The sequence below is a fragment of the Streptomyces sp. CBMA29 genome (assembly GCF_014596445.1).
Lineage (GTDB): Bacteria > Actinomycetota > Actinomycetes > Streptomycetales > Streptomycetaceae > Actinacidiphila.
Genome location: NZ_MECL01000217.1, coordinates 1 through 19,647 on the forward strand (window position 1 = coordinate 1; position 19,647 = coordinate 19,647).

The 19,647-nt window shown below is 73.0% G+C and carries 14 protein-coding genes; 4 read left to right on the forward strand and 10 right to left on the reverse strand.

From position 1 onward, the window contains the following. Positions 1–1,319 (reverse strand): DUF4139 domain-containing protein (locus BGM09_RS38995; RefSeq protein WP_188284699.1); only part of this gene is annotated, 1,319 nt, incomplete at its 3' end. Between the two features lie 422 nt (positions 1,320–1,741). Here BGM09_RS38995 and BGM09_RS29110 point away from each other — a divergent pair. After that, positions 1,742–3,046, forward strand: coding sequence for a glycoside hydrolase family 16 protein (locus BGM09_RS29110; RefSeq protein ID WP_188284700.1), 1,305 nt, complete (start codon positions 1,742–1,744; stop codon positions 3,044–3,046). 102 nt (positions 3,047–3,148) lie between these two features. Here the strand turns inward: BGM09_RS29110 and BGM09_RS29115 are convergent, their stop codons facing one another. The 3 genes from BGM09_RS29115 to BGM09_RS29125 are packed head-to-tail and all read right to left on the reverse strand — an operon-like array spanning position 3,149 to position 5,612. Further along, entirely contained in the window at positions 3,149–3,523 is a 375-nt protein-coding gene (locus tag BGM09_RS29115; protein ID WP_188284701.1) for a hypothetical protein, read from the reverse strand. Positions 3,524–3,549: 26 nt separating this feature from the next. Beyond that, on the reverse strand, positions 3,550–4,917 hold the full coding sequence (locus BGM09_RS29120; RefSeq protein ID WP_188284702.1) for a HAMP domain-containing protein: 1,368 nt from the start codon (positions 4,915–4,917) through the stop codon (positions 3,550–3,552). After that, entirely contained in the window at positions 4,914–5,612 is a 699-nt protein-coding gene (locus tag BGM09_RS29125; protein ID WP_188284703.1) for a response regulator transcription factor, read from the reverse strand. The genes BGM09_RS29120 and BGM09_RS29125 overlap by 4 nt, the downstream gene beginning before the upstream one ends. 35 nt (positions 5,613–5,647) lie before the next feature. On the opposite strand from BGM09_RS29125, the gene BGM09_RS38075 reads away from it, so the two are divergent. Together BGM09_RS38075 and BGM09_RS29135 are read left to right on the forward strand one after the other, a co-directional pair. Then, a complete protein-coding gene (locus BGM09_RS38075) occupies positions 5,648–6,223 on the forward strand; it encodes a hypothetical protein (RefSeq protein WP_223187761.1) in 576 nt (191 codons plus the stop codon). Between the two features lie 220 nt (positions 6,224–6,443). Then, positions 6,444–7,298 carry a CAP domain-containing protein gene (locus BGM09_RS29135; RefSeq protein ID WP_188284704.1) on the forward strand — a complete coding sequence of 285 codons (855 nt, stop codon included), beginning with the start codon at positions 6,444–6,446 and terminating at the stop codon, positions 7,296–7,298. A gap of 107 nt (positions 7,299–7,405) precedes the next feature. On the opposite strand, the gene BGM09_RS29140 is transcribed toward BGM09_RS29135, so the two are convergent. The 4 genes from BGM09_RS29140 to BGM09_RS29155 form a co-directional block, all read right to left on the reverse strand. After that, positions 7,406–9,715, reverse strand: coding sequence for a S9 family peptidase (locus tag BGM09_RS29140; RefSeq protein WP_188284705.1), 2,310 nt, complete (start codon positions 9,713–9,715; stop codon positions 7,406–7,408). Positions 9,716–9,743: 28 nt separating this feature from the next. Next, on the reverse strand, positions 9,744–11,705 hold the full coding sequence (locus BGM09_RS29145; RefSeq protein ID WP_188284706.1) for a prolyl oligopeptidase family serine peptidase: 1,962 nt from the start codon (positions 11,703–11,705) through the stop codon (positions 9,744–9,746). 144 nt (positions 11,706–11,849) lie between these two features. Beyond that, positions 11,850–13,154, reverse strand: coding sequence for an NAD(P)/FAD-dependent oxidoreductase (locus BGM09_RS29150; RefSeq protein WP_188284707.1), 1,305 nt, complete (start codon positions 13,152–13,154; stop codon positions 11,850–11,852). Then, complete coding sequence (locus BGM09_RS29155; protein WP_188284708.1) at positions 13,147–14,754, reverse strand: DUF885 domain-containing protein; 1,608 nt, start codon at positions 14,752–14,754, stop codon at positions 13,147–13,149. Before BGM09_RS29155 ends, BGM09_RS29150 begins: the two co-directional genes overlap by 8 nt. Before the next feature lie 148 nt (positions 14,755–14,902). Between BGM09_RS29155 and BGM09_RS29160 the strand changes: the two genes are divergently transcribed. Beyond that, a complete protein-coding gene (locus tag BGM09_RS29160) occupies positions 14,903–16,162 on the forward strand; it encodes a helix-turn-helix domain-containing protein (RefSeq protein WP_188284709.1) in 1,260 nt (419 codons plus the stop codon). On the opposite strand, the gene BGM09_RS29165 is transcribed toward BGM09_RS29160, so the two are convergent. Then, on the reverse strand, positions 16,124–16,879 hold the full coding sequence (locus BGM09_RS29165; protein ID WP_188284710.1) for an ABC transporter ATP-binding protein: 756 nt from the start codon (positions 16,877–16,879) through the stop codon (positions 16,124–16,126). The genes BGM09_RS29160 and BGM09_RS29165 overlap by 39 nt on opposite strands. After that, on the reverse strand, positions 16,876–19,641 hold the full coding sequence (locus tag BGM09_RS39000) for an ABC transporter permease subunit (RefSeq protein WP_188284711.1): 2,766 nt from the start codon (positions 19,639–19,641) through the stop codon (positions 16,876–16,878). The genes BGM09_RS29165 and BGM09_RS39000 overlap by 4 nt, the downstream gene beginning before the upstream one ends. Positions 19,642–19,647 lie beyond the last annotated feature (6 nt).

The following is a 19,647-nucleotide window of genomic DNA, read 5'->3' on the forward strand; positions in this document are numbered from 1 at the left end:
GCCTGGGGCAGGGGCGCCGACGCGGCGAGCGGGGCCGGGGGCGGTGCCGCTCCCGGTGCGGGCATACGGGCGCCGAACGAACCGCCGTAGCCGACGGCCTCGGCCGCGCCGCCGGGCTCAGCGGGCCCGTACGCGCCGCCCGCCGACCGGTCGGGCGAGAAGTCGGTCTCTTCCCGGTCGTCCTCGACGCCGCCGAGCCACACGTTCATGGACCTTGGGGCGCTCGGGCCCGACTGCCGGACCGGACCGTGCGACGCGGCGGCTCCGTCGTAGCCGGTGAACAACTCGGCGAGCCCTGGAGGCGGTTCGCGCCATCCCGGGGCCTGCGGTTCCTGCTGGGCGCGGCCGATCCGCAGCGAGCGCAGTTCGGGCAGGTCGGAGCGGCGCAGCAGGTCCGCGGTGGACAGCCCGAGGCGTACGCCCGACCAGTCCTCGCCGGTGCGCTGGGCGACGCAGGCGCGCAGGACGAGCGTGCCCGCGCCGCTGGTGCCGTCCAGGCGGAGTTGGTAAGTGGGGACCCAGGTGGCGCCGGGGACGTGGTACTCGACGTCGACGTCGATCTCGACGTCGATCTCGGTCGGGGCGTCGGCGGGTGTCCCGGCCTCGCCGGTCGGGGAGGAGTCCTCGCGGGTTTCGGCCGCGTCCGGTGCGTCGGTCGTGCCGGTCGCGTCGCTCGTGCCGGAGCCCAGCGTCACGACCGCGCCGACGGCCGGGTCGGTGCGCTCGGCGCTCAGGGCGGTGGACGACTGGTGCATGCGCGCCCGCAGGACGTCCACGTCGTGGTCGGCGCGCGCCAGTTGGTCCTCGGTGGCACGCAACCGCTCGTGCAGGGCGCCGAGTCGGGTGTCGACGAATCCGGCCAGGGCGAGGAAGGACTCCACCGGCGCCCAGCGGGGCGGGTCGCCCCTGCGCGGCTGTGGCGGCTCGGCGCGCAGCGTCGCCACCTCCTCGATCTCGCTCTCCAGACGGTACTTGCGGTCCTGGAGCCGGGACTGCTGGTCCTCGGCGTCCTCCAGGTCCAGCCGCAGCGAGGGCAGTTGCTCGCCTCGGTGCACGGTGGCGCCGACGTCCAGGCGTACGTCGGTCACGCGCAGCCCGTGCGGGCCGTTCACCACCCGGCCGCGCAGCGACTGTTCGTAGAGCGTGGGCGGCAGGCCCTCGACGCGGACGGTGGTCTCGGCGGCTCCGGCCGGCACCGTGACGCGCGCGCGGCGGGTGACGACCGCTCCGGAGGCGTGCACGACGACGGAGGTCACCTCGGACTCGGCGGCGGACGGCGCGTTCGGCCCGTCCGTGCCGCTCGCAACGGCTGCGCCCACCTTGTCTCCCCCACGTTCGGCCCGCGGCCGGTCTGCCCGTAACGTCTCAGGGCCCGGACTCGTCCGTACCCTAGCCGAGTCCTCCTGGGCCCGCCGAGGGTCGGTGCCGGTCCGGCGGCGCGGGATGTCCGGCCGGTGACGGACGATCGCGACCGCCGTGTCTTAAGGGCCGGTTAAGGGCGGCTTATCAGCGCCTCGGGTCGATCGGCGTCCTCGCAGTTCGGGCACGTCACGGGCGTGTGGGCGGCTGTCCGGGCGGGTTGGCGGGCAGGGTGACCGTGCGTAGCATCGGGGCCGTCGGCGGCGGTCGTCGCTCCCCTGAGAGCGCTCCCCCGGCCACGGCCCCCGCCTCCCCCGACGCCGTACGCCCGGCCGCCGCCGACCCGAACCCTGATCTCCCCCACAGACAAGGTACGTAACTCATGGCTGCACACCGCGCACGCAGATGGTCGCTCGGCGGACTGGTCGTCCTGGTCGCCGCCGCTCTGGTGGCCGCCGTCCTGGTGGCGACGACCGGCCCCGGCACGTCGAGGGCGGACGCCGCCGAGGGCCGGCAGACCTGGTCCGACGAGTTCGACGGCCCCGCGGGCAGCGCGCCCGACCCCGCCAAGTGGACGCATGAGACGGGCGGTTCCGGCAACGGCAACAACGAGTTGCAGTACTACACCGACAGCACCTCCAACGCCGCTCTCGACGGCGACGGGCACCTGGTGATCACCGCACGGCCCAACTCCGATACCGGACTGTCCTGTTGGTACGGGCCGTGCAAGTACACCTCGGCGCGGCTGAACACGGCCTCGACCTTCACGCAGGCGTACGGTCACTTCGAGGCCCGCATCAAGATCCCGCGCGGCCAGGGCATATGGCCGGCGTTCTGGATGCTGGGCAGCGACATCGGCAGCGTCGGCTGGCCCAACAGCGGTGAGCTGGACATCATGGAGAACATCGGGCGTGAGCCTGGCACCGTCCACGGCACGATCCACGGGCCCGGCTACTCGGGCGCGGCCGGTATCGGGTCCCCGTACACGCTGCCCGGCGGCGCGACCTTCGCGGACGACTTCCACACCTTCGGTGTGGACTGGAGCCCGAGCGCGATCACCTGGACGGTGGACGGCACGGTCTACCAGACGCGTACGCCGTCAGACGCGGGCGGCAACAAGTGGGTGTTCGACCACCCGTTCTTCCTGATCCTCAACCTGGCGGTCGGCGGTGACTGGCCTGGCTCGCCCGACGGTTCGACGTCCTTCCCGCAGACGATGACGGTCGACTACGTACGGGTGTCGGAGTCGGACAGCGGTTCCGGTACGACGGCGGGCGGCGGCACCGGCGGGTCTGGCGGCTCGGACCGGGTCGGTTCGATCAAGGGCATCGGCGGCATGTGCGTGGACGTGGCGGGCGGTTCGTCGGCCGACCGCACGCCGGTCCAGCTCCACGACTGCACCGGCAATGTGGCCCAGCAGTGGACGCTCGGCGCCGACGGGACGGTACGGGCGCTGGGCAAGTGCCTCGACGTGGACGGCGGTTCGACGGCGGACGGCGCGGCCGTGCAGCTCTACACGTGCAACGGCACCAAGGCGCAGCAGTGGAAGTACACCGACGCACACGACCTGACGAACACGGGCGCGGACAAGTGCCTTGACGCGAAGGACAATTCGTCGGCGGACGGGACGCGGTTGCAGACCGGGACGTGCGGCGGGGCCGCCAACCAGAAGTGGATCTTCGGCTGACCCTTGGTCCGACGGCGTGGGGCGTGCCCGGTCCACCGGGTGCGCCCCACGCCGCCTTTGGCCGGTTTCGGCGGTTCGCCCGGTTCGCCCGTGGGAGTAGCGTCACCATCCGGGTACGGGCACGACGCCTGACGTCTTCTGCGCGCGGGGGCGGGACGGGCGGCCGTACGCGCGGGAGGGCGGGGCGCGGGATCTGGTCGACCTGGTGCTGGGCTGCCCGGCGAGCTGTCCGTGGCCGATCGCGCGCAGGTGCTGCAACGCCTCGTGCTGTCCACGGTCGGCTTCACCGGCGTGACGCTCGAGTGGGTGGTGCTGCTCGGTGTCCGGCACGGCTACAACACCCCGGCGGTGCGGCAGGACCAGGTCCACCAGCTGGTCAGGGAGGCGCTGCGCCTGTATCCGACCGCGTGGCGGCTGATGAGGGTGGCCGCCGCCGACCACGAGATCGCCGGGGTCAAGGTCCGCGAGGGCGAGCACGTCCTGCCTCCTTCGTGGCCGCCGCGTCAGACGGGCGACTTGCGCAGGCGGGCCCGCCTGCGGTGCAGCGGTCCGCGCTTGGGCGGCGGTGAGGCGAGGCCGAAGCGGACCGCGACGCGGGTGCCGCCCATCGGGCCGCGGTCGATGTCCAGCGCGCCGCGGGTCGCGGCGGCGGCGCGGCGGGCGATGTCGAGACCGAGGCCGGTGGACGCGGTGCTGGCGCCGCGTACGAGGGCGTCGTCGGGGTCCGGGATGCCGGGGCCCGCGTCCTCGACGGTGAGGGTGACGGACTGGGCGGCGCGCACCAGGCGCAGTGCGAAGGCGGTGCCGGGCGCGGTGTGCCGGAAGACGTTGCCGACGAGCGCGTCGATGACGGCGGCGAGGTCGTCCTCCGGCAGGTCGATCAGGGCGTCCTCGCCGGTCACTTCCACCAGGCAGGGGCGGCCCTGCTGTTCCGCGAGCGTCGTCCAGAATCCGGCGCGGCGGCGGACGATCACCGTGGCGGCGCACAACACCTGGTCACGCCGGTCGAGTTGGGGCGCGCCCATGTGTCCGACGGCCAGCGGTGTACGGGCCGCGGTGATGACGGCGTGCAGTTGTGTCTCGAGCTGGGCGACCGCGGCGGCCACCGGGGCGGCGTCCGGTCCCGTACCCATACGTTCGGTGGCCAACTGGAGGGCGGTCAGGGGTGTCCTGAGCCGGTGGGACAGGTCGGCGACCAACTCCCGCTCGACGGCGAGGAGTTCCAACATGCGGTCGGCCATGGCGTTGAACGCCTGCCCGGCTTCGCGCAGTTCCGGCGGTCCCATGGGGTCGACGCGGGACTCCAGGTCGCCGCGGCCGAGCGCGTTGGCGGCGGAGGAGAGGTTGCGGGAGGACCGTACGACACGGGAGGCGAGGCGGTCGGCGACCAGGACGGAGCCGACGACCAGGCCGACGGCGAGCAGCGCCATCACGGTCAGCGACGCGTTCACCCCGCGGTTCAGCTCGGCCTCGGGGACGAATTCCTCGACGACGGCGACCCGCCCTTGCGGCAGTACGACCGGCTGGAGGTAGACCCAGCCGCCGCCCGGCAGGTCCTGCGCCAGGGACTCGCCGTCGTGCTGTGCGCGCACCAGCAGGGAGCGGGGTGCGTGGCCCGCGCCGATGGAGCGGCCGTTCGGCTGGTGGACCGCCAGGTTCCCCGACGGGTCGAGGCCCGAGACGGCCTGCCGTACGGCGGCCGGGTCGTCGGTGAGTGTGAGGACCGGCGCCAGGGCGGCGGCGCGCTGCTCGGCGGCGGTGATCGCCTGGTTGCGGGCCTCGGAGCGGACCAGCAGGCCCAGCGGGATGAGGAAGGACAGGGCCACCATCGAGGTGACGGCCAGGGCGACCCTGGCCAGGGTCCCTCTCACCGCGGGGTCACCAGTTTGATGCCGACGCCGCGCACGGTGCGCAGCAGGCTCGGTGCCGCCGCGCTCTCGCCGAGCTTGCGGCGCAGGGAGGACAGGTGGACGTCGATGGTCTGGTCCTCGACGTAGGGGTCGCGCCAGACCTCGGTGAGGATGTGCCGTTTGGACACGACGGTGTCGGCGTTGGCGGCGAGAAAGGCCAGCAGGTCGAACTCACGGCGGGTCAGGGGGACTTCGCGTCCGTGCAGGTGGACGGTGCGGGGTCCGGGATCGATACGCAGCGGTCCGAGGGCAATGGGCTCGCGCGGATTGGGCGCGCCGGTCCGGCCGTCGGGACCCCCGGAGCGGCGCAGGACGGCGCCGAGGCGGGCGGTGAGCTGTCCGCCGGAGAAGGGTTTGACCAGGTAGTCGTCGGCGCCCGCGTTGAGGAGCCGGATGATCTCGGCCTCGTCGTCCCTGGCGGTGACGATCAGGACCGGCACGCGGGAGATGCCGCGGATCATGCGCAGCGCGTCGCCGCCGTCGAGGTCGGGCAGGCCGAGGTCGAGTATCACCGCGTCCAACGGCGTTCTGGTCGCCTCGCGCAGTCCGCTGAATCCGTCGGCGGCGCTGCGGACTTCGTGCCCGTCGCGGGTGAGTATCCCGATCAGTTCGGCACGTATGCCGGGATCGTCTTCTACGACAAGGACGCTCGCCATGCGGCACACCGTAACGGATCGGCCATGATGGCCCGGTGCCCCGGTCCTTGCGCCATTTCCTGATCTGGCTGTCGTGCACGGTCCTCACCGTCACGGCGGTGTCGTTGACCGTGCGCTTCGTGGTGGGTTCGACGGCGCCGCTGCCGCCGTCCGCGCGGGATGTGGCGGCCGGGATCGCCACCAACTCGCCCAGTTCCGTGGTGATCGGCTCGCCGACGGCCACGCCCCGGCAGTCGCCGACCCGGACCCGCAAGCCCACGGTGTCGCCCTCCCCGTCGACCCGTCGCCCCACGGCGACCGGGACCGCGACCGCGACCAGCCCGTCCTCCGCGCCGGCCGCGCCGCCGCCGACCGCCTCCCGGCCGCCGGACTGCGAAGGGGGCGCCGGGACGCACAGCTTCGAGTCGACCGGCGGTCAGGCGTCGATACGGTTCGGCGCGGACGCGGTGTGCCTGGTCTCGGCGGTACCCGCGATCGGCTTCACCACGAGCACCCGGCAGAGCGCGCCGGACACCCTCACCATCACCTTCACCGGGGCGCGCCACCGCTCGGAGCTGACGGCGACGCTGCGTCCGCAGGCCAAGGAGGTCACCAGCGAGGTGTCCTGGTGAGGCGCGGCGTCCTGGTGAGATGCGGCCCTTCGCCCGCCCGTCCGCCCGTCCGTCCGTCCGGGGGCGGGCCTCAGCGGAATCTGCGGCTTTCCTTAGGGGAACGTGAAGTTGGGCTCGGGCCGCCGATCGGGCGGCTCCGGCCGCCTAGTGTCGTGCCCGCCGGACCGTTCCTGTGAGCGGGTCCCCCCACGACACGTCTCCCCACCACGAGGTGCCAGCGATGAGTTCGTCCCGCCGTGCCCACTCCCGTAACTCCGCCCATGGCCAGCACAGGGCGAGGCGCAAGCCGCGGATACGCATGGCGGTGACCGGAGCCGCGGCCCTGGCCGTACTCGGTGGCGGCACCGCCTTCGCCTGCCTCGGCGCCCCGCATCAGGGAGCGCCCTCCGCCGGGCACAGCGACTCCGGCTCCGGCTCCCGCGACACGAGCGCGTCGGCCGGGCACAAGCCCGGCGGCAAGCCGGCCGGTTTCCGGCCCACGGCGCCCGCCGCGACCATCTCCACCACGCACCGCCCGCGCCCCGGGCGGCCGAGCCCCAAGCCGACGGCCAAGCCGACCGGCGCCCCGGTGACCACCTCGCCCACGACGGCCGCGCCCAGCCCCTCGGCGACGACTCCCGCGCCGCCCGCCACGACGAACCCGCCGAGCGCCGGTGACGCCGTGCAGCAGGTGCTCGACCTGATCAACCGCAACCGCGCCGCGGAGGGCCTCGCCCCGTACACGCTGCTCGAAGGGCTCAACAAGAGCGCCGCCGCGCACAATCAGGTGATGGCGTCCGGCTGCGGCCTGTCCCACCAGTGCCCGGGAGAACCGGCCTTCGGCGACCGCGAGACGGCCGCCGGGGTGCACTGGACGTCGGCGGGCGAGAACATCGGCGAGGGCGGCGGCGTGGGCTCCTCCGCCTCCGCCATCGCCGCGAGCGCCGTCGGTCTGACCCAGATGATGCTGGACGAGAAGGCCCCCGACGACGGCCACCGGCGCAACATCCTCAGCAGCGGCTACACGCACGTCGGCATCGACGTCTACCGCGACAGTTCCGGCACGGTCTGGATGACGCAGGACTTCTCCAACTGACCTTCGCCGCCTCGTACTTCCTTCCCGCCCGGTGCCGCGAACCCCCACAGCGCGGCACGTTCCCGCCGGCCGGGGCCGACCTCCCCCCGGCCCCGGCCGACGGATGTTCACCACGCCCCGGCGACCGGGGAGACATTCCGCGGGAGCCGCCGGTCGAGCAGATGGGTCACGAAGTGGTCCCAGAAGGCCGACCGGACGTACGGCGGTGTCTGGTAGTGGTTGAGCCCCGGCCAGATCTTCAGGTCGAAGCGCTTCCCGGCCTTCAGCAGCGCGTCGGCGAGTGCATAGGTGTGATCGACGGTGGCGTTCTCGTCGAGTTCGCCGCAGGCGAGCAGCAGTTGGCCTTCGAGGCGGTCGGCCAGGTGGAGATTGCCCAGGTGGGTGTACGTGTCGGCGTCGCGCTCGTACCGCTCGCCGAGGAACCACCGCCAGCTGCCGTAGGACATCTTGCGCGGGTCGTGCACGCCCGCGCTGCTGACCCCGGCCTTGAAGAAGTCGGGGAACATCAGCATCGAGCGGGCGGCGTTGTAGCCGCCGTAGGAATGGCCCATGACGCCGACCCGGTCGATGTCGAGCATGGGGTATTCGGTGGTCAGCGCGCGGATCGCGGTGACGTGGTCGGCGAGCCCGCGGGGCCGGTGGTTCGCGCGGTGCGTCCACTGCCGGAACGTACGGTCGCGGCCGGGTGTGCCCCGGCCGTCCACGATCACCGTCGCGAGACCGAGCGCGTTGTAGGCGGGGAACACGCAGTGGGCGCCGGTGGTCCTGGCCCCCGCGAGGTAGCACATCGGGGTCCAGGACGTCTGGAAGCCCGCGTACATGTGGTCGACGACGGGGATCGCGGCCGGGTCGACCGGGTCCGCGGGCAGCGCGACGACTCCCCACAGGTCGGTGACCCCGTCGTCGGCCGTGACGCAGAATTCGCGCGGCGCGGTGTAGCCCGCGGCCGACAGGGCGCTCACATCGGTACGTTCCAGCTCCAGGACGACCCGGCCCGCGTGCGCGGCGTCGCGCAGCAGGATGACGGGGGGATCGGAGACGGTCGACTGGTGGTCGACGAAATACCGGCCGCCGGGGCTGACCGCGTCCACCGGCGGCTTGCCCTGCCCGAACACCAGGTGGAAGAACTCCGGTTGCGGTGCGGGCAGTTCGTGGTCGGCGGGCTCGGGGGTCAGCAGCTCCTGCCGCTCGCCGTCCAGCGAAGCGCGGTACACCTTGCGCCACAGCGGGTTGTGGCCGCCCGCCGACGTTCCGGCCAGGAAGATGATCTCGCGTCGCTCCTCGTCCAGTCGGAGGATGTCGCGCACCACGATCTCGCCGGAGGTGACGCGGTGGGCGCACTCCCCGGTGCGCAGGTCGTACAGGTAGAGGTGGCCCCAGCCGTCCCGCTGGGAGAACACGACCGCCTCCTGGGTGGCGGGCAGCACGCGTACGAGGGGGAGGCCGTACAGGAATTGATTCGCCTCGTACAAGGGGGCTTCGTCGATCCGGAGCGCGTCCCGGCGCTCGCCGGTACGGGTGTCGATCTCGACCAGCGACGCGCCCGCCGCGCCCATCGCGTGGTCGAGGAGATACGCGTGTGCCTCGTCGGCGCTCCAGACGATCTGGTGCGGGCCGTTCATGATCAGGGAAGTCAGCAGGTCGTCAGAGGCGTCGACGTCCACGGACTCGCCGGTGTCGAGGTCGAGGATTCGGCACTCGGGCGGAGGCGGCGTTCCCTCGTCGTCGAGATGCGCGTGGTACTCGTGGCAGACGGGCCGCGCGCGGTCGCCGGGCACGTGCTCGACCAGGTGCCGGCGCGGCATGCGGCGCTGGTCGGTGCGCGTGGTCAGAGCCAGGCGGCCGGACGGCGAGAAGGCGGTTCCCACCGGGGGCAGCACGACGTCGAGCCGCCGGAAGGGGAGCACCATGTTGCTGTCGTCCGCCAGCGCGCCCCAGGCGAAGCCGTCCGTGCCGTCCTTCGTCAGTCGCCGCTCGTCGCCGGTCGCCGTCTGGAGCAGCCACAGGTCGTTCGCGCGGAGGAAGAGCCCGCGTCCGCCGTCGGGCGCGTACAGCACTCCGGGGCGGACGTCGGCCGCGGCGGGTACGTGGACGCCGAGGTCCCGGAGAGTCGCCGCGACACGTCGCTCACCGGTCGCCGGGTCGACCAGGACGTACTCCTCCCCCGGTTTCTTCCCCGGCTCCTCTCCCTGCTTGTTCCCGGGCCTGTCATCCGCTCCCGAAGACGGATGACAGGCCGTCTGCCGCCGGTACCAGAAGGTGTCGCCGTCGCCGGTCCAGACCGGGTCGATGTGGCGGTTGCGCATGAGGGCGAACAGCGACTCGGGCGCCAGCCGGGCGGCCCGCTCGTAGCGACTGAGCATGGGCTCCGGTTCGTGCCCGGCGTCCCGCGCGGGCAGGTGCGAGGTCTCGGTCATGGGGACTCCCTCCTCGTGAGCGGGGCCGTCACAGGGCGAGGCCGGTGGCGGCCGCGGCGAAGGCGATCCAGTCGGCGTGTTTTCCCGATGCAGCCGACACACCCGGCGCGTGGTGGCCCTGGTCGCCGTACACACGGAGCAGGATCGGCGCGTCACCCGTCTGGGCGCGCTCCAGCAGGTCGACGAAGACGCGTGAGTGCCAGGCCGGGCATCGCGGGTCGTTCGCCCCCGCGGTGACGAGGACCGGGGGGTACGCCGCCGGACGGACGTTGGCGACGGGGCTGACCGCTCTGAGCCACCGCGCCTCGGCCGGAACGCGCGGGTCTCCGTACTCGACCCGCCCGATGGCGTACGTCAGCGGGTCGCGGTCCAGGCCGAGCAGGTCGAGGATCGGGACATCGGCGACGACCGCCGCCCAGAGGTCGGGGCGCTGCACGATCGCCGCGCCCGCGAGCAGTCCGCCGTTGCTCTCGCCCTTGAGCGCGAGCCGGTCCGCCGTCGTACGGCCGCTCTTGATCAGTTCCTCGGCGATCGTGTACAGGTCGTCGAAGGTGTGCTGTTTGCGTTCGCGCGTGCCCTCCCGCCACCACTGGGTGCCGAATTCGCTGCCGCCGCGCAGGTGCGCCAGCACGAAGACGCCACCGGCCTCGACCCAGGCCGCGTACTCCGCGAGGTAGGACGGCAGCCAGGCGATGTTGAAACCGCCGTAGCCGCTGATCAGGGTCGGACGCGGTATCGATATGTCGAGACCTTCGCGGTGCACGACGTGTGCGGGGACGACCGTGCCGTCCGACGCGGTCGCCCGGATCGTGGTCACGACGATGCCGTCGAGCCGGACGGCGGGCGGGGTGACGACCAGCAGCCGTCGCTCGGCGATGACGTAGCGGTAGACGGCGGGCGAGGTGTCGGGGCTGGAGTGGACGAAGGAGATCTCGCCCTCGCCCGCCGTGAACATCGCGATCGCCGGGTGCGACGCGGCTCCCACCGCGACGGCGGCGGCGCTGCAGTTGCCCGCGCCCGGCAGTTCGACCTCGGCGCGGTGGGTGCCGTCGAGGTCGAGCAGTCTGATCCGGCAGGCGGCGTCGCGCAGGCTGCCGAGGACGAGGGTGTCGTCGACGACCTCGACGTTCCTCAGCACGTCCTCGGTCTGGGGTACGAGTTCGGTCCAGGTGCCGGAGTCGACGGCGGTGGCGACCGGGATCCGGACCAGGCGCCCGCGCGGGGCGCCGTCGTCCACGATCGCGATGAGGTCGTCGCCGGCGAAGACCCCCGCGGCCGAGCCGGGTACGCCGCTCAGCAGGGGGCGGAAGGCGCCGTCGCGCAGGATCCAGTCGAGCCGCTGTTCGGTGTTGCCCGAGGCGAGGGCGACATAGCGCCCGTCGGGCGAGACCAGCGGCCTGGGGTCCATCAGGCCCTCGGGCGCCTCGATCGGCGGGCCGGGGACCGTGCCGAGCCGGTGCAGGTGGATCACCGCCCGCAGTGCGCCGTCGGCCAACTCTCTCGCGGCGCACCAGAATCCGGAGGAGTCCGGCAGCCAGGACACCGGAGAGGCGAGATTCCACGGGATGTCGTCGGGCAGCGGCTCACCGCTCTCCACGTCGATCAGACCGAGTTCGAACTTCTCGGTGCCCGCGGCCATGACGCAGTAGGCGAGCGTCCGGCCGTCGGGGGACGGCGCGAAGGAGTACAGCGCCACCGGGGTGCCGCGCTCGGCGGTCAGCGCGTTGGGGTCGACCAGCACGCGCGGCTCCGCGCCGGGGGTGTCCCGGACGACGAGTGCCGCGTGGTCGGCGTCCGGCTCCAGCACGGCGAGCTGGAACAGCCGGTCTCCTCGCCGGATGACGGGCGAGTGGCGCATGTCCTTGAGCCGCCGCGCGATGCGGTCGGCGAGGAGGTCGCGGGACGGCAGGGCGGCGAGGTACTTCGCGGCGTCGGTGTTCCGCTCGGTCTGCCACGCTTGGGATTCCGGGGTGTCGAGGTGGAGGTCCAAGGCGTCCTCTTTTCGCGGCGCTCCCGCCGTAGGAGTGGGTCACTGCGGCGTTCGGCCGACTGGCGGTGGTGGGTTGATGGCCGGGTGGGCGTCGGTACGGCGGTGCGGCTCTCCCGGTGACGTACGGGCTCTGCTGCCGGACTGTCAGCCCAGGACCGTGCCGGTCGAGGCGGTGGGCGGGCGGGCGCGGGAGAAGGCGCCGAGATCGACGCGGTGGCCGGTGTGTTCGCAGATGTGGTGGACCGGTTCGCGGTCGTGGTCGTGGCCCGCCTCCACCGCGTGCACCAGCGTCGCCATGAGGCGGCCGACGAGCGGGGCGTTCTTGAACTGGTTGCCGCTGGTGCCGATCGCGACGTAGAAGCCGTCGAGTTCGGTGCGGTCGTAGATGGGGGTCCAGTCGTCGGCCACGTCGTAGACGCCCGCGATGCCGCTGGGGCGGCTCGGGACGCGCAGTCCCGGCAGGCGGCGGGCGGCGCGGGTCACCTGGGCGTTGAAGCGGGGCACGGTGGCGCGCGGGTCGGCCGCGCCCGGCTCATCGATCCATTCGAGCGGGTCGCACTCGGGCTCGGTCCCGCCGACGAGCAGGAAGTCCCGGCCCTCGGGGCGCATGTACGTGCCGAGGTCCAGGTCGGCGATGACCGGTCCCGGACCGCCCGCCGGGTGGTAGCCGGCCGGTGCGGCGACCTGGTGGACCTCCTGCCGCATCGGCCGTACCTGGACGGTGAAATCGGCCCCGACCCCGGCCAGCCGGTTGAGGGCGCCCGACCACGGTCCCGCGGCGTTGACGACGACGGGCGCGGACAGCGTCGTACCGTCGGACAGGCGTACGCCGCCGACCCGTTCGCCGGTCCGGATCACCTCGGTCACCTCGGTGTTGAAGGAGAAGTGCGCGCCGCGCTTCGCGGCGGCCGAGGCAAGGTTGAGCGCGGCGAGCTGCGGGTCGCTGATGTAGCCGCCGTCAGGGGTGTGGAGCCCGCCCAGGCGCGCGGTGGCGTCGGCGAAGAACGCTTCGTCGTCCACGGGTTTGGGCGGCCAGTAACGGCCGTTGTCGACGGCCGGGAGGTGCCGGGCCAGTTGGGCGGCGTCCCATTCCTCGTACGGGACGCCCACCTGGTCGAACAGCGCGGTGACGCGGTCGCGCGGTGCCTGTGGAGCGTCGAGGAAGACCACCCCGGTGCGGACGTAGGCGGCCAGCCCGTCGGACGAGGTCGTCTCCAGGTGGTCGGCCCAGCTCTCCCAGCAGTGCTTGGACTCCCAGGCGGCGACGACGCCGTCGAGGGTGGAGAAGTTGAACCGCACGACGGCACTCGACGCCCCGGTGGAGCCCTGGCCCGCCCCGCCGAGTCTGTCGACGACGGCGACGCGCAGGCCCGTCCTGGCGAGTTCGTACGCTGTCGAGCAGCCGATCACGCCGCCGCCGATGACCACGGCGTCCACGGTCTCAGTCACGGCGAACCCCGCTCGCGGCCGTCTCCCGGCGCACGGCCAGCGCCACCCGTTCACGCATGCGCGGCAGCGGAACGGCGCCCGCGGTGAGCATGGCGTCGTGCACGACGCGCGGGTCGATGCCCGCGGCGGACTCCCTGGCCTGCTGGAACGCCAGGAAGCCGCTGCGGTAGGCCAGCGCCTGGGCGGGCAGGTCGGTGGCGTAGCGCAGGGTCTCGGACGCGATCTGCCGGTCGCTGTCGAGGGTGTTGGCGCGCATGAACGCGCGGGCCCGTGCCAGGTCCCAGTGGCCGAGGTTGAGCGCGGTGTCCACGACGAGCCGTTGGGCGGTGAACCGCTCGTGGGCGAGGCGCCCGTACGCGTCCCAGTCGTCGTCGTACGCGCCGAGTTCCCAGCCGAGGTGGGAGCCGTACTCGCCCCAGCCCTCGGTGAAGGCGCCCAGTGGTGCGTGTCGTTGGAGCGGGTGCAGGGCGGTGTTCTCGGCCTGTACGGCGAGGTGGAAGTGGTGGCCGGGCACCAATTCGTGCAGGATCAGCGCCGCGGAGGTGAGCAGGGACCGGTCCGCGAGGTCGGAGCCGTTGAAACGGTAGAGGCCGACCGGCTGGGTGAGGGTGGGCTGCGCGTAGTAGCCGTAGGTCATGCCGTCCTCGTCGGCCGGGTCGAGGCGCTGTACGTCGTATCCGGCGCGGGGCCGGGTGCGGAACAGGGCGTCGATGCCGGGTTCGGCCCGCGCCATGTGGCGTCGGTAGGCGGCCGCCACGGCGTCGGGGGTCGACGCGTAGAGGTGCTCCTGCGCCGACAGCCAGGTGCGGGCCCGGTCCTCGTCCGCGGGGCCGCCGAGCCTCGCGCGGATCTCGGCCATCCGCTCGGCGAGTTCGGCGCACTGCGCGAGGCCCAGCCGGTGCAGTTCCTCGGGGCCGAGGTCCAAGGTGGTGTGCTGGCGCACCAGGAGGCGGTAGGCGGCCTCGCCGCCGGGGACGTGCGCCATGCCGACCGCGTCGCCCCCGGTCCCGGCGGCGGTCTCGATCTCGGTACCGACCGCGTCCATCGCGGCGTCCACGGCGGGGCTGTCGAGCAGCGCGGACATCTCCGCGGTCAGCGCCGTCCAGGTCCGCCGCGCGCCGTCCACGGCGGGCTCCGGCAGGGCGAAGCCGCGCTTGCGCTGTTCGCGCAGCACCTTCGCGGCGGACCGCACGCGTTCGGCGAATTCGGCGGTGAGGCGGGTGCGTTCGACGCCGGTGCGCGGGGCGATGGCCATCCTGGCGACCATCGCGAACAGGAAGTTGGCGTGGTAGGGCGCCGTCAGGTGGTCCTGCCACATGAGGTCGGACTGTTCGATGTCCGCGGTCAGCATGGCGCGCAGCACGGACGCGAGATCGGCCTCGCTGCCGTCGACCCCGGTGGTGTCGGCCTCAGTCACGTCGGCCCCGGTCGCGTCGAGGCGGTCTAGCAGATTCCGGGCGGTCGTGGCACGCTCCCGCACCGTCGTCTCGTCCAGCGGTGCCAGCGATTGCGGTGGCGTGCCCGCCATCACCGCGTAGACGGGGTCGTCCCGGATCAGCAGCGCCTGATAGGCGTCCGCCAGGTCGGATGTCGCAGTCATCACGGGCTCCTTCGCCGGTGGGATCACTTCGGACTCTAGGAGCCGGGGGGCGGTCCGGGCCCAGGACGTCCGTCGCGTCTCCCCCGTCGCCGGGAGAACAGACGTCGGACCCGTTGCCCGGTGTCCCGGTCTGCCCTACGGTGCGGAGATGGTCTCTGAGCTGCAGCGGCTGGTCGACGCGTTCGGTGCCAGGCTCGGCCGGTCGATGGCCATCGACGACTCGCGGATCCGGCTGCTCGCGTACAACGGGCACACCGGGGTGGTCGACGACGCCCGCATCGAGTCGATCATGCACCGCGAGGTGTCGCCCATGCTCGCGAGCTACATCGTCGCGCAGGGCGCGGCACGGGCCAGCGGCGTCTTCACCGTCGCGCCGTGCCCGGAGATCGGCCTCACGGTGGAGCGGATCGGGATGCCGATCCGGCACGACGGGGCGCTGCTGGGGTACGTCTGGCTGATCGGCTCCGACGGCCCGGCCTCGGAGCGGGCCGTCGAGGCGCTGCGTGAGGCGGCGGGGCAGGCCGCGCTGATCCTGCACCGCGACAGCCTGGCCGCCGAGGTGTCGCTCAGCCACGCCCGTGAGCTGGTCCGCGATCTGGTCGCTCCCGACGAGGCGCTGCGTACGCAGGCCACCGCCGCGCTCGTCGAGGAGGGGCACCTGGTGGCGGGCCCGGTGATCGCCCTGGTGGCGACGGTGACGCACGAGCGCGGGGAGCCGCTGGCCGAACGGCAGCGGCTGGCCCTGGACCTGGCCGTCGACCACACCCGGCGGCGGCTGCCGCCGGCCCGCGCGCTGGCCTTGACCCGGCCCGACCACGCGCTGCTGCTCACCGTGTGGCCGGGTGCCCGCTCGGACGGCATCGAACGCGACATCGGCGATCTGGCCGACGTGCTCCGCGAGAAGCTGGCGGCTGAGCTGGGTGCGGGTCGGAACACTCCCTGCTGGGTGGGCGTGGGCGGTGTGCGCCGGCGGCTGGCGGAGGCCCACGCCTCCTACCGTGAGGCGCGCAGGGCCGCCGATGTCGCCCGGGTCTCCGGGGTGCTCGGCCAGGTGGCCGCCTATCCGCAGCTCGGTGTCTACGCGCTGCTGGCGAAGCTGACGCCGGAGGAGCTGGCCGAGGGCATCCATCCCGGCCTGCGCCGCCTGCTGACCTCGGACCCGGCGAATCAGGTGTTCGTCGAGACGCTTCGGGTGTATCTCGATCACGCGGGTGACGCCCAGCGCGCCGCCGCCGCGCTGCACGTGCACCGCTCCACGCTGTACCAGCGGCTGCACCGGCTCGAGGAACTGACGGGTCTTCGGCTGGACAGCGGCGACGACCGGCTGGCCGCGCACCTCGGTCTGAAGATGGCGCGGCTCAGCCCGCCGCTACCGTCCGAGGGAGGGATCTCCGGCGAAGTAGAGTGAGGCGAGTTCGTCGACGCGGTGCCGCAGTTCGCCTCCGGTGCCTTCGCGTACGCACCGCCCGTGGCTGAGGACGTAGGCGCGGTCGCACAGTTCCAGCGCGATGTGCAGGTGCTGTTCCACGAAGAGGACGGCGACGCCTTCGGCCGCGACCTCCTTGACGATGTCGACGAGTCCGCTCACCACCATGGGAGCGAGTCCCATCGTCATCTCGTCGATGAGCAGCAGCCGGGCGTCGAGGCTGAGCGCGCAGACCAGTGCGAGGAGTTGCTGTTCGCCGCCGGAGAGCAGGCCGGTCTGCCGGTCGCGCAGAGCGCCGAGCACGTCGAAGCGGTCGTAGACCGCCTGGACCTTCCGGCGGGTCCTGGCGCGCAGCCGCAGATTCTCCTCGACGGTGAGGTCGCGGAAGAGACCTCGGTGCTCGGGGACGTACGCGATGCGCTGCCGTGCTGCCTGGCGCAGGTCGCGGACCGGGTGGCCGAAGACATTGACCTGCCCGGCGAGCGGTGGCAGGACGCCGCACACCGTGTCGAGGGTCGTCGTCTTACCCGCTCCGTTCGGGCCGAGCAGCGCGACGATCTCGCCCGCGGCGACACGCAGGTCGAGTTCGCGCACGGCGGGCGCCTGGCCGTGTCCCGCGGTCAGGCCGTCGAGTTCGAGGGCCGCCGATGACGGCCCCGCTGATCCTGGCGCCGTCGCCGCCGGTGCTGTCGCCTTCACACGCCCGCCTCGGATATGGGGTCGGAAAGGGGGTCGGGCAGCGGCACCGTACCGCCGATGTAGGCGCGGATGACGGCCTCGTCGCGGCGGACGCGGTCCGGAGTGCCGACGGCGATCACCGTCCCTTCGTGGAGCACGTAGACCCGGTCGCAGACGTCGAGGACCAGGGCGAGGTCGTGTTCGATCAGGACGACACCGATGCCCTGCGCCGCCACCGACTTGAGGCGTTCGCCGAGCCCGCGGCTTTCGAGGCTGTCGAGACCGGCGGCGGGCTCGTCGCTGAGCAGCACGCTGGGGCGGCCGGCGAGGGCCCGTGCGAGGCCGACGAGTTTGCGCTGGCCGACGCTGATCTGCGACGGGCGTTTGGCGGCGAGGTCCTCAATGCCCAGCAGCCGCATCGCCCACGCGGCGTCGGCGTCCGCCGCGCCGCCTCGTGGGTGCGCGGCGGCGCGGCGTTCGGCGACCCGCACATTGTCGAAGACGCCGAGGTCGTCGAAGAGTTCCCCGGCCTGCCAGGTCCTGCTCAGCCCGGCCCGGTAGCGGCGGTGCGGGCCCGCGCCGGTCAGCGCCCGGCCGCCGAGATCGACCGATCCCTCACAGCGGGCGAAGCCGGTCAGCGCGTCGAGCAGGGAGGTCTTCCCCGCGCCGTTCGGGCCGATGAGACCGACGATCTCGCCGGGGCCGACGTCGAGCGAGACGCCCTCGACCGCGACGACGCCGCCGTAGCGGACGGTGATCTCCCGCGCGCTCAGGTGGGCACGGGCGGGCGGGTCGACCGGGCCGGTCGGAAGGGTGACCGTCGGCTCGGTCCGCCGGTCGGCCGGCCGGAGTCTGCGCCTGAGCGCCGCGAGCGACACGCGCATCCCGTCGCTGGCTCCGTGCGGGTACTGGATGGCCATCGTGATCAGCCCGACGGCCGCGACGGCCGCGTACACCGACCCGAAGTCCCCCTTCGAGTCGGGGCTCCACAGCGAGCTGACCAGGACGTAGAGCACCCCGCCGGGCGCGATGGCACCGGCGTAGAGTGCGCCGCCGACGCCGGTGATGCCGCCGATGTACGCGTAGACCAGCAGGGAGATGCCGACGAAGACGTCGAAGGCGCCGGCCGAGACGGCCTGGCTGTTGTAGGCGAGCAGCCCGCCGCCGATTCCCGCGATGAACCCCGAGATGCCCAGCGCCAGCACCTTGGTACGGACGACGTCGATGCCGACGCTGGCGGCGGCCCGCTCATTGCCGCGCACCGCCAGGAACGTCCGGCCCGTTCTGCCGCCGATGAGCTTGGCCACCCCGGCGCAGACCAGCAGGAGGACGGCCAGCACGGCCAGGACGAAGGGCAGTCGCCCGATGTGGGCGCCCACTTGCGGGCCGAGGTCGAGCGGGCCGATCCGGGGCGAGTCGACGGTGCTGGACCGCGCGTTGTTCAGGACAAGGGACTGTACGGCGACGGCGCCCGCGAAGGTGATCACCGCGAGCTGCGCGCCGCGCACCCGAAGCGCGGGGAGCGTGATGAGCACCGCGACCCCGGCTGCGACGAGGCCCGCGAGGACGAGGCCGGTCGGGAACGGCCAGGAGTCGAGGTATTTGGCCAGCGCGAACGCCGCGACGGCCGCGACGGCGAGCTGGCCGAGGGAGATCTGCCCGATCAGTCCGACGAGCACCACCAGCGAGCAGGCGAGCACCGCGAACACCATGCTCGTGACGACGCCCAGGCGCAGGGTGGGGGTCAGGAAGCAGGCCGCGACGGCGACGGCCGCGCCCACCGCGCCGAGCGTGCGCAGCCGCATCGGCGGTGGCACGCGCGGCAGCGCGTCGAGGACGATGCCCGCGCGGGTCGGCAGCGTACGGCCGCGCAAGGCCAGCACGCAGATGATGACGATGAGCGGTACGGCGTCGGTGGCGCCCGCGGTGGACAGCCATGTCGGCCACCAGGTCTTGGTCGTGACGAACGAGAGCAGCCCCTGCGCGATGCCCAGCGCCAGTCCGGTCAGGGCGGCGGGGACGACGTGGACGAGACGGCCGCAGAGCATCGCGGTGAGTCCGGGCGCGATGAGCAGGGCGACGGACAGCGGGTTCAAGGGACTGACGGACGCCGAGGCGATCATCACCGCCGTCGTCAGGACGACACCGCCCGTCACGTTGGCCGTGGCGAGCAGGCTCGGTGACCAGCGGCTGAGGGTCAGCGCGACCTCGTCCTCACGCAGCGCCCTGGTCGCGAGGCCGAACGCCGTACGCCGGTAGACCAGTGCCAGACCGGCCGCGAGGACCAGCACCAGGCCCGCCATCCACAGCCGGTCCTCGGGGAGGCTGAGGCCGGCGAGCTGGATCTGGTGCGCGGTGAACACCGGAGCCACGGCGCGCGAGCCGGTGCCGAAGCACCGGGTCAGCAGCATCTGGAAGAGCGTCAGCAGCCCCAGCGAGGCCATGATCTTCGCCACGAGCGGCGCCCGGCGCAGCGGTCTGAAGACCAGCAGGTGCGTCGCGGCGCCGATCGCGGCGGCCAGCAGCAGCGCGAGGGGCAGCGCCAGCCGGAGCGGCTCGGGGCCGCCGAGCGGGATCCGGCAGGGCACCAGCACGACGGGCAGGACCAGATCGCCGGACCTGCGCAGTTCGTCGTAGGCGAAGGCTCCCCACAGGGCCACCGCCGCGTGTGCGAAGTTGATGAAGCCGGTGCCCTTGTAGGTCATCACCAGGCCCATGCCCAGAGCGGCGGTCACGGCGCCCGCGCCGAGGCCGAGGACGGCGAATACGAGGTACTCGTCCACGTCGGT

Coding starts and splice junctions, on each gene's coding strand:
- BGM09_RS29110 (WP_188284700.1), top strand. CDS start 1,742: ATGGCTGCACACCGCGCACGCAGATGGTCGCTCGGCGGACTGGTCGTC.
- BGM09_RS29125 (WP_188284703.1), bottom strand. CDS start 5,612: ATGGCGAGCGTCCTTGTCGTAGAAGACGATCCCGGCATACGTGCCGAA.
- BGM09_RS29135 (WP_188284704.1), top strand. CDS start 6,444: ATGAGTTCGTCCCGCCGTGCCCACTCCCGTAACTCCGCCCATGGCCAG.
- BGM09_RS29140 (WP_188284705.1), bottom strand. CDS start 9,715: ATGACCGAGACCTCGCACCTGCCCGCGCGGGACGCCGGGCACGAACCG.
- BGM09_RS29155 (WP_188284708.1), bottom strand. CDS start 14,754: ATGACTGCGACATCCGACCTGGCGGACGCCTATCAGGCGCTGCTGATC.
- BGM09_RS29160 (WP_188284709.1), top strand. CDS start 14,903: ATGGTCTCTGAGCTGCAGCGGCTGGTCGACGCGTTCGGTGCCAGGCTC.